This window comes from Bradyrhizobium sp. Rc2d (assembly GCF_900099855.1).
Lineage (GTDB): Bacteria > Pseudomonadota > Alphaproteobacteria > Rhizobiales > Xanthobacteraceae > Bradyrhizobium.
On sequence record NZ_FNCU01000048.1, the window covers coordinates 17,919 to 31,676 of the forward strand.

The window sequence follows — 13,758 nt, forward strand, 5'->3', positions numbered from 1 at the left end:
GGCGGTGGAGATCGCGAGCCGCAAGGGCGCGGGCAAAGGCGCAGCCAAGGCGGCGGTCAAGGTGGCGACGGAGGATGCGCAGGACGTGCGGGATCAGAGGTTGGGTAGTCTCTCTTCTCGTCATTGCGAGCGAAGCGAAGCAATCCAGAGTCTCTCCGCGGAAATACTCTGGATTGCTTCGTCGCAAGGGCTCCTCGCAATGACGGAGTTGGTTGCTACGCCTTCGCCTCGCCCCGAAATCCCGTCGCGAGCACGTAGCGTTCCGAGGAATCCTGCCGGCTCGCCGCGGGCTTGACGTGGCGCACGGTGGCAAAATCGCGCTTGAGCTGGGCCAGCAACTCGGCGTCGGCGCCGCTCTGGAACGTCTTGGCGAGAAACGTGCCGCCGGGCTTGAGCACGTCGCAGGCGAACGCGGCCGCGGTCTCGACCAGGCCAACGATGCGGAGTTGATCGGTCTTGCGGTGGCCGGTGGTGTTGGCGGCCATGTCGGACATCACGACATCGGCGCCGCCGCCCAGCATCGCGGTGAGCTTTTCGGGGGCGTCATTGTCCATGAAATCGAGCTGCGCGAAATCGACGCCAGGAATCTCCGGCATCTCGAGCAGATCGATCGCGACGACCTTGCCCTTGCCTTCGGTAGAGCCGACGCGCTTGGCCGCGATCTGGCTCCAGCCGCCGGGCGCCGCGCCAAGATCGACCACGGCCATGCCGGGCTTCAGAAGACGAAACTTGTCGTCCATCTCCAGGAGCTTGAACGCCGCGCGCGAGCGATAGCCCGCCGCCTTGGCCTTGGCGACATAGGGATCGTTGAGCTGCCGCTCCAGCCACAGCTTGGACGAGAGCTTGCGCTTGCCGCCGGTCTTGACCTGGACGTGCAAGCGGCCGGTGGTGTCTTTCGCCATCTCACCAGCTCCTGAGCGCGCCGTCCTCGCGCATCATCTCGACCAGCATGCCCTCGCGCAGGCCGCGATCGGCGACGCGCAGGCGCGGCAGCGGGAAGGCGTGCCTGATCGCATCGAGGATGGCGCAGCCGGCCAGCACGAGGTCGGCGCGCTCGACGCTGATGCAATTGTTGCCGGCGCGCTCCTCATAGCTCATGCCGAGCAGCTTGTTGATGGTCGCGGTGATGTCGGCATCGTTCATCCAGATGCTGTCGATGCGGCGGCGATCATAGCGCGCGAGGTTGAGATGGATGCCGGCAAGCGTCGTCACCGTGCCGGAGGTGCCGAGCAGATGCATGTCGGTGAGATCGCGGCCGTGCTCTGCCGCGAACGGCGCGACGTGATTGGCGACCTCGCGCTCCATCGCGGCATAGATTTCCGGCGTGACGTCGCGGCCGCCGAACTGCTCGGCAAGTGTGACCACGCCGAACGGGATCGACATCCAGGCCCGGATCCGCGGCTCCGGATTTGTGGTATCGCGCTCGATCCGCACCAGTTCGGTCGAGCCGCCGCCGATGTCGAACAGGATCGCGCCGCGCCCCCTGGGATCGACCAGCGGCGAACAGCCGAGCACGGCGAGCGCCGCCTCGGTCTCGCGGTCGATCACCTCGAGCTCGATGCCGGTCTCGGCCGCGACGCGGCTGCGGAAACCTTCCGCATTCGAGGCCGCGCGGCAGGCTTCGGTCGCGATCAGCCGCAGCCGCCGTGCCTTGCGCAGATTGATCTTGTCACGGCAGATGCTGAGCGCGGCGATGGCGCGCTCGATCGCGGCATCGCTGATGCAGCCCGTCGCCGAGACGCCCTCGCCGAGCCGGATGATGCGCGAGAAGGAATCAACCACGCGAAAGCCGTCGTGGGTGGGACAAGCGATCAGGAGCCGGCAATTGTTGGTGCCGAGATCCAGCGCCGCGTAGACGCCGGTTCCCGACTGTACGGGGACGACCGGTCCAGTGGCCAATGCCACCGCCGCCATCGCCCCCTCCAGCTCACCGTGCAGCCCGTGGCCATCGCGGAGCCGCGTGTGGTCATTCATACAAACTGTCTTTCCGCGGCCCGATGGGCCGATCTGGAATTGCTTTTTCGCCTGAAACATTAGCAGCGCGGCAGGTCTGCGCAACATCGCATCACATGGGACCATGTCCATTCGTGCGTTGTCGTGAACGGGGTCGTGGGTTATCTGAGGGGGTCCGGTCCCCCGCTGCCGCGAAAATGCGCAAATACCGGCTTTTCAGGTCATTCCCATGCAAGAACACACCAAATCGTCCACGCTCGAAAACGCTATTGCACTGCAAAAATATGGCGTCGGGCAGCCCGTCCGCCGCAAGGAGGACGACACGCTGGTGCGCGGCAAGGGCCGCTACACCGACGATTTCAACCTGCCCGGCCAGGCCTATGCCGTGATCGTCCGTTCCACTCATGCCCATGGCATCATCCGCGGCACCGGCATTGACGCCGCCAAGGCGATGCCAGGCGTACTGGGGGTGTGGACCGGTAGGGATCTCGATGCCGCCGGCTACGGCCCTTTCACCTGCGGCCTGCCGCTGAAGAGCCGCGACGGCTCGCCCCTGCTCCAGACCAACCGCCAGCCGCTGGCGACCGACAAGGTCCGCTTCGTCGGCGATCCCGTCGCCTTCGTGGTGGCAGAGACGCTGGCGCAGGCGCGCGATGCGGCCGAAGCCGTCGAGGTCGACGTCGAGCCATTACCGGCAGTGACCGACCCTGAGGAAGCGGCCAAGCCCGGCGCGCCGCAGCTCTATGACCATATCCCTGATAACGTCGCGCTCGACTACCACTATGGCGACATGGAGAAGGTCAACGCAGCCTTTGCCAGCGCCGCCCATGTCACCAAGATCGACATCGAGAACACCCGCGTCGCCGTGGTGTCGATGGAGCCGCGCGTGGGCCTTGCCTCCTACGACAAGACGACCGAGCGCTACACGCTTCAGGTGCCGACGCAGGGCGTCGCCGGCAACCGCGCCAACCTCGCCAAGAACCTGAAAGTGCCGAACGAGAAGGTGCGCATCCTCACCGCCAATGTCGGCGGCTCCTTCGGCATGAAGAACATCAACTATCCCGAATACATGTGCATCCTGTACGGGGCGAAGGCGCTGGGTCGGCCGGTGAAATGGCTGGACGAGCGCTCCACCAGCTTCCTCTCCGACAGCCACGGCCGTGCGCAAAAAATCCACGCCGAGCTGGCGCTCGATGCCGAGGGACATTTCCTCGCGGCGAAGCTGTCCGGCTACGGCAATCTCGGCGCTTACATCACCGGCGTTGCGCCGGGGCCGCTCTCGCTGAACACCGGCAAGAACTTTTCCAGCGTCTATCGCACGCCGCTGATGGCGGTCGACATCAAGACGGTGCTAACCAACACCACGCTGATGGGCGCCTATCGCGGCGCCGGCCGGCCCGAGGCGAACTATTACATGGAGCGGCTGATCGACCGCGCCGCCGACGAGATGGGCATCAACCGGCTGACCTTGCGCAAGCGCAATTTCATCAAGCCGAGCCAGATGCCGTTCCCGGCCTCCTCCGGCGTGACCTATGACAGCGGTGACTTCCAGGCCGTGTTCAACAAGGCGCTCGAGATCTCCGACCACGAGAATTTCGCCAAGCGCAAGAAGGAAAGCCGGAAGGCCGGCAAGCTGCGCGGCATCGCGGTCGGCTCCTATCTCGAGGTCACCGCGCCGCCGAGCCCGGAGCTCGGCAAGATCGTGTTCGATGCTGACGGCAGCGTGCAGCTGGTCACCGGCACGCTCGATTACGGCCAGGGCCATGCCACTCCGTTCGCGCAGGTGCTGTGCGATCAGCTCGGCGTTCCCTTCGAGCGCGTCAAGCTCGTCCAGGGCGACAGCGACATCGTCCACACCGGCAGCGGCACCGGCGGTTCGCGCTCAATCACCGCGAGCGGCATGGCGATCGTGGGCGCCGCCAAGCTCGTGATCGAGAAGGGCAAGCGCGCCGCCGCGCACATGCTGGAAGCATCCGAAGCCGACATCGAGTTCGCTGACGGCAGCTTCACCATCGCCGGCACCGACCGCAGCATCGACATCATGGAGCTCGCCAGGAAGCTGCATGACAGCAAGACGCCGGAGGGCGTGCCCGACAGCCTCGACGTCGACCACACCAGCGAGCCGGTGCCCTCGGCGTTCCCGAACGGCTGCCACGTAGCTGAAGTGGAGATCGATCCGGAGACCGGCGTGGTGCAGATCGTGCGCTACAGCGCGGTCAACGATTTCGGCACGGTGATCAATCCGATGCTGGTCGCGGGCCAGCTCCATGGCGGCGTCGTTCAGGGCATTGGACAAGCGCTGATGGAGCACATCCGCTACGACGAGAGTGGCCAGCCGATCACGGGCTCGCTGATGGACTATGCCCTGCCGCGCGCAGAGGACGTGCCCAACATGACGGTCGGCGATCACCCGGTGCCGGCGACGACCAATCCGCTCGGCAGCAAGGGCTGCGGCGAAGCCGGCTGCGCCGGCAGCCTGTCGACGGTGGTGAATGCGGTGCTCGATGCGCTCTCCGACTACGGCATCAAGCACATCGACATGCCGCTGACCCCGGAGCGGGTATGGCGCGCGATCCAGGAGGCGAAGGCCAAGGCGGCGTAAGGGCCTCTTTCGCATCCACAACAAATGCTGTCATCGCCCGGCTTGACCGGGCGATTCAGTACTCCGAGGCAGAAGTGATTCACGGATGGGCCGCGGCGTACTGGATGCCCCGCCTTCGCGGGGCATGACACCGTTTTTGGAGTGAGAGCCTCGAACCCAACAGACGCTGCAGCCGCCTAAACGCCCTACGCCGCCGCCTGCTCACGTGGCTGGTAGATCGCGGTGTGCTGGCAGTGCGCGAGTGGCGTCGTGCTGTTGGCAACGACGAGCGCGTCGAGCTCGACGAAGCGGTGGCCTTTCTTCTCGTAGTTCGCGGCGACTTTTGCCCGCGCGGTGATCTCGTCACCGATGCGTGCGGCTGACAAGAGCTGCATGCGGCTGCCGACGTGGATCCACGGGCCGAGGATGGTGTTGTCAACCAGCACGCGGTTCATCACCCGCTGGATCAGGCCGGGATGGCCCAGGCCCTCGCGCGCAAAGATCGGATCGGTCTCCCTGATGTCGGCGAGATAGTCGGCCGCATCCTGTCCCGCCCAGCGGCGCGGCGTCGTGCCGAACCACTTGCCGGTCTCGAACGTCGCCGGGCTGACCGGCTTGCGCTCGGCAACCGCGGGGACCGCGACATAGCCGCTCAACGACACCGCAGGCGCGGCCGCCGGCAGCGAGGCCGTCCCCGTCGCGCACAGCGCAGTGCGGCTGAAGACTTCGATCGTGAGCAGGCCATTGTGCTCGGTGGCGTCGACATCGGCGCTCTCGCCGTCATAGACCGGCTTGATGAAGCGCGCCTCGACCAGCCCGCGCGACAAGAAATCGCGGCCCCAGCGCGCCAGCGGCACGTGCATCATGTAGGCGAACACATCGACGCCCGGCACCAGCCCGCCCTCGAAGCCGAAGCGGCGCGCCACCGTGTCGTCATGCATCTTGTTCTCGGACTGTTTTGCGGTGTTGTAGGCCTCGACGCGATAGGTTTCGAGCCGGTTCGGCATGGGTCGCCTTCCCTGTGTTCTCATTGTTTCAGAGCGATCGTAGGCCCCAGGGAACAGCGGTCAATCCCCTCGCCTTTGCGGCCCGAATGGGGTACCACGCGGCCAATGACTGACACCCCCACCCGCATCTATGTCGACGCCGACGCCTGTCCGGTGAAGGACGAAATCTACCGCGTCGCACTCCGGCACGGCGTGCCCGTGAGCGTCGTCGCCGGCAACTTTCTTCGAGTGCCCCACGATCCCCTGATCGAGCGCATTGCTGCCGGCGCCGGCATGGACGCGGCCGACGACTGGATCGCGGAACGCGCCAGGCCCGGCGATGTCGTCGTGACATCAGATATTCCGCTCGCGAGCCGCTGCGTGAAAGCGGGCGCCGACGTGATCGCGCCGAACGGAAAGCCGTTCACGGAAGAGTCGATCGGCATGACGCTGGCGGTGCGCAACCTGATGACGGATCTGCGTTCGGCCGGCGAAGTCACCGGCGGCCCGCGCTCGTTCGCGCCGCGCGACCGTTCCGCATTCCTCTCGGCCCTCGACCAGACGCTGCGCCGGATCCAGCGCCGCCGCACCGACGCGGCCGCAACGAGCCAGAGCTGACCATGGCGCCGCCGCTGATCCAACTGAAAGACATCAAACTGACCTTTGGCGGTACGCCGCTGCTGAGCGGTGTCGAACTCAATGTCGCACCAAGCGAGCGCGTCTGTCTGATCGGCCGCAACGGCTCGGGCAAATCGACGCTGCTGAAGATCGCAGCGGGCCTCATCGAGCCCGATGGCGGCACGCGCTTCGTGCAGCCCGGCGCCACGGTCCGTTATCTGCCGCAGGAGCCAGATTTCGGCGAACTCAAGACCACGCTCGCCTATGTCGAGGCGGGGCTTGCGCCCGGCGACGACCAGCACCAGGCGCGTTATCTCTTGGAGCAGCTTGGCCTCACCGGCGAGGAGAATCCGCATAATCTCTCCGGCGGCGAGGCCCGCCGCGCGGCGCTCGCCCGCGTGCTGGCGCCCTCGCCCGACATCCTGCTGCTGGACGAGCCGACCAACCATCTCGATCTCTCCACCATCGAGTGGCTGGAACAGGAGCTCGACAGCCGGCGCAGCGCGCTCGTGCTGATCAGCCACGACCGCCGCTTTCTCACCAATCTGTCGCGCTCCACCGCCTGGCTCGACCGCGGCAAGATCAAGCAGATCGACCGCGGCTTTGCCTCGTTCGAGAGCTGGCGCGACGAGGTGCTGGCGGAGGAAGAGCGCGACCAGCACAAGCTCGACCGCAAGATCGTCGACGAGGAGCACTGGCTGCGCCACGGCGTCTCCGGCCGGCGCAAGCGCAACGTCAAGCGGCTCGCCAATCTGCATGCCCTACGCGACCAGCGCCGCAATTATCGCGGCACCGCCGGCAGCGCCAATCTCGCGGCGGCGGAAGCGGAGCAATCCGGCAAGCTGGTGATCGAGGCCAAGGGCATCACCAAGGCCTATGGCGAGCGCAACATCGTCGAGAATTTTTCAACCCGCATCCAGCGCGGCGACCGGCTCGGCGTCATCGGGCCGAACGGCGCCGGCAAGACCACGCTGGTCAATCTGCTGACCGGCGGCGCGCAGCCTGATACCGGCACCGTGCGGCTTGGGGCCAATCTGGAAATGGCCACGCTCGACCAGCACCGCGAGAGCCTCGATCCCAAATCGACGCTAGCCGAAGCGCTCACCGGCGGTCGCGGCGACCAAATCATGGTCGGCGGCAAGCCGAAGCATGTCGTCGGTTACATGAAGGACTTCCTGTTCGCGCAGGAGCAGCGCGGCACGCCGCTGGAGGTGCTCTCCGGCGGTGAGCGCGGCCGGCTGATGCTGGCCCGCGCGCTCGCAAAGCCCTCGAACCTCCTTGTGCTGGACGAACCGACCAACGATCTCGACCTCGATACGCTCGACGTGCTCGAGGAGATGCTCGGCGATTACGAGGGCACGGTGATCCTGATCAGCCATGACCGCGACTTCCTCGACCGCGTCGTCACCTCCGTGATCGCGCCTGAGGGCAACGCTAAATGGATCGAATATGCCGGCGGCTACAGCGACATGCTGGCGCAGCGCGGCGCGGATCTCAAGCGCGAGACGGCGAAGGCGCCGGCTCCGGCGGAAAAGAAGGAGGAGCGTACCGCTGCTCCCTCCTCCGCACCCAAGCGCAAGCTGAGCTTCAACGAGAAGCACGCCCTGGCAACGCTGCCGACGAAGATGGAGACGCTGCACGCCGACATCGCAAGGCTGCAACGCGTCCTCGACGATCCCAATCTCTATGCGAAAGATCGCAAAAAATTCGACGACACCTCCGCCGCCATCGCCAAGGCGCATGACGAATTGTCCGTCGCCGAAGAGCGCTGGCTTGAACTCGAAATGCTGCGTGAAGAAATAGAGCAGGCTTGACCCATGACCACTCCCCTCGCTGCTAAAATCGCCCGCGAATACGGCACGCCCTGCGCCGTCATCGACATGGACAGGGTCGAGCGCAACATCGCGCGGATCCAGAAGGCCTGCGACGACGCCGGAATCGCCAACCGTCCCCACATCAAGACGCACAAGAATCCGACCATCGCGAAAATGCAGGTCGCGGCGGGGGCGAAAGGTATCACCTGCCAGAAGCTCGGCGAGGCCGAGATCATGGCCAATGCCGGCATCGACGACATCCTGATCAGCTACAATCTGCTGGGCGAAGAGAAGATGGCGCGGCTCGGCGCGCTGCAGGCGAAGGCGAATATGACGGTCGCCGCCGACAATTCGACCGTCGTCGCCGGTCTGCCCAAGGCCGCCGCCGCATCAGGCCGCCCGCTCTCGGTCGTCGTCGAATGCGACACCGGCCGCAAGCGCGCCGGTGTCGAGACGCCGGCCGAGGCGATCGCCCTCGCCCGCGAGATCGCCGCGTCCAAGGGACTGCAATTCGCAGGCTTTATGATGTATCCGACCGAAACAGGCTGGGCGGACGCGCAGAAATTTTACGACGAGGCGCTGGCCGGCGTACACGCGCACGGACTGGATGCAAGGATCGTCTCGACCGGCGGCACGCCGAACCTGAAGAACCTCGGCAAGCTCAAAGGCGCCACCGAGCATCGCTTCGGCACCTACATCTATAACGACCGCATGCAGGTCGCCGCCGGCGTCGCCACCTGGGACGACTGCGCGCTGCACATCTATTCGACCGTGGTGAGCCGCGCCGCCCCCGAGCGCGGTATTCTGGACGCGGGCTCGAAGACGCTGACGACGGACACCGGCGGGCTCGACGGCCACGGCCTGATCCTGGAGCATCCCGAGGCGAAGATCGCGCGCTTTGCCGAGGAGCACGGCTTCCTCGACCTCTCCCGCAGCAACACGCGCCCCAATGTCGGCGACGTCGTCCGCATCGTGCCGAACCATGTCTGCGTCGTCGTCAACATGATGGACGAGGTCGTGATGGTGCGCGGCGAGGAGATCATCGGCACGCTGCCGGTGGCGGCGCGGGGGAAGCTGCGGTAGAGGCGCTGCCCCACAGCCGTCATTGCGAGGAGCTCTTGCGACGAAACAATCCAGACTAGCTCCGCGGACGGATTCTGGATTGCTTCGCTACGCTCGCAATGACGGTGGTGAGCTAGCGAGCCATTTCAGCACGCCCCTGCCCGCCGCCCCGCCGGTCGCAAACGAGGCCTGCAGCAAATAGCCGCCGGTCGGTGCCTCCCAGTCCAGCATCTCGCCGGTGGCAAATACGCCGGGTAGCTTGCGGATCATGTAATCCGCATCGAGTTCGTCGAAAGAGATGCCGCCAGCGCTGGAAATCGCACGCGCGATCGGCGCTACTCCAGTTAGCTTGATCGGCACGGCGTTGATGAGCTCGGCCAATCGTTGGGGCGGCATTGCCGACAGCGATTGGCCGGCGCCAATTGCGGCCTCCTGCAACAACCCAAGGGCGATGGGCGAGAGTTGCGCAGCCTTGCGCAGGAAGTTGGAGAACGACTGTTTGCCGCGCGAGGCATGCAGGCGCTTGACGAGTTCGGCCTCATCGACATCCGGGCGCAAGGCGACGTGCAGCACCGCCTCGCCATTCGCCGCGATCGCCTCACGCAATTCGGCCGACAGCGCATAGATCGCCCCGCCTTCGATGCCGGCCCGCGTGATGATTGCCTCGCCGCGCAGGCTGTGCGGGCCGAAGTTTAGCGCAATCCCTTTGAGCGGCTGCCCTTCGAAGCGGGACCGAAAGACATCGGACCAGGCGACGATGAAGCCGCAATTGGCAGGCCGTAGCGGCGATATCGCGATGCCTTTGTCCGCCAGAATTGTCGTCCAGCCGCCATCGGAGCCAAGCCGCGGCCAGCTTGCGCCGCCGAGCGCCAGCACTGTCGCTTTGGCAGCGATGACAGCCGTTCCATGGCGCGTTTGAAACCGGAGCCGCCCCTCGTCATCCCAACCGGTCCAGCGATGACGAAAGGCGAACCGCACCCCGGTAGCATCGAGCCGCCGAAGCCAAGCGCGCAGCAAGGGCGAGGCCTTGAACGCCTTCGGAAATACTCGGCCGCTGCTGCCGACGAAAGTCGGCTCGCCCAGCGCCTCGCTCCAGGCGCGCAGCGCGTCGGGCGGAAAGGCGTCGATGGCAGCCTTCAGCTTCGGCGCCGCCGCGCGATAGCGCGCCATGAACTGCGGCAGCGGCTCGCTGTGGGTGAGATTGAGCCCGCCGCGGCCGGCCATCAGAAACTTGCGGCCCGCGGACGGCATCGCGTCATAAACGGTGACGCTGGCGCCGCCTTGCGCCAGCACCTCCGCCGCCATCAGCCCGGCGGGGCCGGCGCCGATGACGGCGACGGCTGTCAGAGTTTTACCCCCGCCCGCGCCGCGGCCTGGGCGACGTATTTCTGCGTCTGCTCGAACGCCCCCGTCAGCGCCTTGGCCTTCGACATGTCGCTGATCTCGGCAAAACGCGCGGCGACCGCATCCGGCGTCCATTCGGACTCCGGCAGGTTGATGCCTTCGCTCTCCAAGATCTTGATCACGGCGAAGGAGCCGGCGCCGGCGCCCATGATGGTGCGGGTCGGCGCATCCTCGCTCAGCATGTACTCGACCGCGGGCGTGATCGCGTTGGGCTTCATCAGTTGCAGCGCCTGCGGCGGCAGCAGCTCTTCGGTCATGCGGGTCGCCGCCGTCGGCGAGATGATGTTGACGCGAATGTCGTTCTTGCGGCCCTCTTCGGCGAGCACGTTCATCAGGCCGACCATGCCTGATTTCGCCGCGCCGTAATTGGCCTGGCCGAAATTGCCGTAGAGGCCGGAGGATGACGTCGTCAGCACGATGCGGCCGTAGTTGCGGTCGCGCATGCCGGCCCAGGCCGCCTTGCAGCAATAGAACGTGCCGACGAGATGCACGTCGAGCACCTTCTGGAAATCGGCCGCTTCCATCTTGCCAAACGACTTGTCGCGCAGGATGCCGGCATTGGCGCACAAGAGATCGACGCTGCCCCACTCCTTGGTGGCGCGCTCGACCATGGCGGTGACCTGCTCGAAGTTCGAGACGTCGGCGCCGTCGGCCATCGCGATGCCGCCGGCTTTGCGGATCTCCTCGACCACGGCCTCGGCCGGCGACAGCGAGCCGCCGGTGCCATCACGCGCGCCGCCGAAATCGTTGACAACGACCTTGGCGCCGCGGCTCGCCAATCCCAGCGCATGCGCGCGACCCAGACCATTGCCCGCGCCGGTGACGATGGCGACGCGTCCGTCGAACCTGATTGCCATGAGTAAGGGTCTCTATTCTTCTTCCCTTCTCCCCTTGTGGGAGAAGGTGGCGCGAAGCGCCGGATGAGGGGTCTCTCTCTACAGATGCGCTCGCGGAGAGAGACCCCTCACCCGCCTCGCGTTCCGCGAGGCACCCTCTCCCACAAGGGGAGAGGGTGAAACCCCGCTCTGGGTTTCCTTTTTGAGCAGCGATGGATGGCCGGGTCAAGCCCGGCCGGGATGGCCCGGGCCTACTCGAAATAGATCAACCCGAGCCAGTCCGCGACCAGCGCGGGCTTATCCTCACCCTCGATCTCCACCGTGACGTTGGTGCGGGACTGCAATTCGTTCGGCTTGCGTAGCTTGGCTTCCGCCAGCACGAAACGGCCGCGGACTCGCTTGCCGGAGCGGACCGGCGAAATGAAGCGCAGCTTGTCGAAGCCGTAGTTCACGCCCATCGTGGTGCCCGCGATCACGGGCATCACCTCATAGGACATGATCGACATCAGCGACATCGTGAGAAAACCGTGCGCGATGGTGGTGCCGAACGCGGTTTCTTTCTTGGCCCTTTCAGGGTCGACATGGATGAACTGGTGATCCTCGATCACGTCGGCGTAGGTGTCGATGCGGGGCTGATCGATCAGGTGCCACGACGACACGCCGATCTCCTTACCGACCATGGACCGATAGGCGTCGAGCGTAATCGGCGGCTTCTTCCAGACTTCGTTCACTTAGGTCTCACTCCGTGTTTTCGCCAGCTCCGGAAAATCCTCCTCGCGGAATTCCCGGCCGCGCAGGGGATCGGTGCGATCGTCGTCGCGCTCCAGCCTGCGTAGCTGCACGCGGCGGATTTTTCCAGAGATCGTCTTCGGCAGCTCGGTGACTATCTCGAGGCGGCGGATGCGCTTGAATGGCGCGAGACGCGTGTGCAGGTGCTTGAAGATCGACAGCGCGGTCTCGGGCGAGCGCTCTGCGCCCGACGCCAGCAGTACGAAGGCCTTGGGGACCGCGAGCCGGATCGGATCCGGGCTCGGCACCACGGCGGCCTCGGCGACGAGCTCATGCTCGAGCAGCACGCTCTCGAGCTCGAACGGGCTGATTCGGTAGTCGGAGGATTTGAACACGTCGTCGGAGCGGCCGACGAAGGTGAGATAGCCATCCTCATCCGCGAACACGACGTCGCCGCTGCGATAGAGCTCGCCTTCCGCACCGGAGAGCTTGCCGTCATCACTCTGATAGCCCTGCATCAATCCGGCGGGACGGTTCACGCCGAGCACCAGCGTCACCTCACCCTCCTTCGCCGGGTTGCCGTCGGCATCGCTGATCTGCACGCGATAGCCCGGCAACGGCCGGCCCATCGAGCCGATCTTGATAGGCTGGCCCGGCGAATTGCCGGCGAGTGCAGTCGTTTCAGTCTGGCCGTAGCCGTCGCGGATGGTCAGCCCCCAGGCGGCCTGTACCTGGTCGATCACTTCAGGATTGAGCGGCTCGCCGGCGCCGCAGACCTCGCGAAGCGACACCTTGAACGATGCGAGATTCTCCTGGATGAACAGCCGCCACACCGTCGGCGGCGCGCATAGCGTGGTGACGCCACAGCGGCCGATGGTGGCGAGCAGTCCCTTGGCGTCGAAGCGCGGCTGGTTGACCACGAACACGGTCGCGCCCGCATTCCACGGCGCGAAAAAACAGCTCCAGGCATGCTTGGCCCAGCCGGGCGACGAGATGTTGAGATGGACGTCGCCGGGCTGCAGCCCGATCCAGTACATGGTGGAGAGATGGCCGACCGGATAGCTGCGCTGACTGTGTCGCACCAGTTTTGGTTTAGCGGTCGTGCCCGAGGTGAAATAGAGCAGCATTGGGTCGTCGGCCTTGGTCGGACCGTCAGGCGCAAAGCTCTCCGAAGCGGTCGCTGCCTCGTCATAAGTAAGCCAGCCATCGGACGCCGTGCCGACCACGATGCGGACGATACTCTCGGTAGCGAGGCTGGCGAATTTCGCGACCTGGTCCTCGGCAGCCACCACCGCCTTCGCCTTGCCGCGATCGAGCCGATCGCGCAGTTCTTCTGCGGTGAGCAGCGTGGTCGCGGGAATCACGACGACGCCGAGCTTCATCGCCGCCAGCATCGTCTCCCACAGCGGAACCACATTGCCGAGCAGCAGCAAGAGATGATCGCCGCGCTTCAAGCCCTGCGCGCGGAGGAAGTTGGCGACCTGGTTCGAGCGCTTCGAGAGAGTCGCGAAAGAGAGCTTGGTCTGCCGGTCCTGCGCGGCATCGACGATCCAGAGCGCGGGCCTATCCCCGCTCTCCGCATTCGTCGCGAGGTCGGCATCGAACCAGTCGAGCGCCCAGTTGAATGGAACCGGATCGGGCCAGCGGAAGCCCTTGACCGCTGTCTCGTAATCCGTGCGGTGCTTGAGCAGAAACGCGCGCGCTTCCTGAAATGTCGTCATGATCCGGGCCCGTCGAATTGACCTTCGACTGTAGCCCGGATGGAGCGAAGCGCA

The 13,758-nt window shown here is 65.6% G+C and carries 11 protein-coding genes; 4 read left to right on the top strand and 7 right to left on the bottom strand.

What is annotated here, in order from left to right; translation table 11 throughout:
- Positions 1–215: 215 nt before the first annotated feature.
- Positions 216–902, bottom strand: coding sequence for an RlmE family RNA methyltransferase (locus BLV07_RS36865; RefSeq protein ID WP_091895795.1), 687 nt, complete (start codon positions 900–902; stop codon positions 216–218).
- A 1-nt stretch (position 903) separates the two neighbouring features.
- Positions 904–1,974: a Ppx/GppA phosphatase family protein gene (locus tag BLV07_RS36870; RefSeq protein ID WP_091895797.1), complete on the bottom strand. Its 1,071-nt coding sequence runs from the start codon at positions 1,972–1,974 to the stop codon at positions 904–906.
- A gap of 208 nt (positions 1,975–2,182) precedes the next feature.
- Between BLV07_RS36870 and BLV07_RS36875 the strand changes: the two genes are divergently transcribed.
- Positions 2,183–4,555, top strand: coding sequence for a xanthine dehydrogenase family protein molybdopterin-binding subunit (locus BLV07_RS36875; protein ID WP_091895800.1), 2,373 nt, complete (start codon positions 2,183–2,185; stop codon positions 4,553–4,555).
- A 185-nt stretch (positions 4,556–4,740) separates the two neighbouring features.
- Here the strand turns inward: BLV07_RS36875 and BLV07_RS36880 are convergent, their stop codons facing one another.
- Positions 4,741–5,541 (bottom strand): hypothetical protein, encoded by an 801-nt coding sequence (locus BLV07_RS36880; protein ID WP_091895803.1) that lies wholly within the window; start codon positions 5,539–5,541, stop codon positions 4,741–4,743.
- Between the two features lie 105 nt (positions 5,542–5,646).
- Between BLV07_RS36880 and BLV07_RS36885 the strand changes: the two genes are divergently transcribed.
- Genes BLV07_RS36885 through BLV07_RS36895 form a run of 3 tightly spaced genes read left to right on the top strand, consistent with a single transcriptional unit; the run spans position 5,647 to position 9,035 of the window.
- Positions 5,647–6,138, top strand: coding sequence for a YaiI/YqxD family protein (locus tag BLV07_RS36885; protein WP_091895806.1), 492 nt, complete (start codon positions 5,647–5,649; stop codon positions 6,136–6,138).
- 2 nt (positions 6,139–6,140) lie between these two features.
- Positions 6,141–7,952, top strand: a complete 1,812-nt coding sequence (locus BLV07_RS36890) for an ABC-F family ATP-binding cassette domain-containing protein (protein WP_091895809.1) — start codon at positions 6,141–6,143, stop codon at positions 7,950–7,952.
- A gap of 3 nt (positions 7,953–7,955) precedes the next feature.
- The gene (locus BLV07_RS36895; RefSeq protein ID WP_091895812.1) at positions 7,956–9,035 is read left to right on the top strand and encodes a D-TA family PLP-dependent enzyme; all 1,080 of its coding nucleotides are present in this window, start codon (positions 7,956–7,958) and stop codon (positions 9,033–9,035) included.
- Between the two features lie 87 nt (positions 9,036–9,122).
- Here the strand turns inward: BLV07_RS36895 and BLV07_RS36900 are convergent, their stop codons facing one another.
- The 4 genes from BLV07_RS36900 to BLV07_RS36915 form a co-directional block, all read right to left on the bottom strand.
- A complete protein-coding gene (locus BLV07_RS36900; RefSeq protein ID WP_091895911.1) occupies positions 9,123–10,361 on the bottom strand; it encodes a BaiN/RdsA family NAD(P)/FAD-dependent oxidoreductase in 1,239 nt (412 codons plus the stop codon).
- Entirely contained in the window at positions 10,358–11,275 is a 918-nt protein-coding gene (locus BLV07_RS49210; RefSeq protein ID WP_091895815.1) for an SDR family NAD(P)-dependent oxidoreductase, read from the bottom strand. Before BLV07_RS49210 ends, BLV07_RS36900 begins: the two co-directional genes overlap by 4 nt.
- A 230-nt stretch (positions 11,276–11,505) precedes the next feature.
- On the bottom strand, positions 11,506–11,985 hold the full coding sequence (locus BLV07_RS36910; RefSeq protein WP_091895818.1) for a MaoC family dehydratase: 480 nt from the start codon (positions 11,983–11,985) through the stop codon (positions 11,506–11,508).
- A complete protein-coding gene (locus tag BLV07_RS36915; RefSeq protein ID WP_091895821.1) occupies positions 11,986–13,704 on the bottom strand; it encodes an AMP-binding protein in 1,719 nt (572 codons plus the stop codon).
- Positions 13,705–13,758 lie beyond the last annotated feature (54 nt).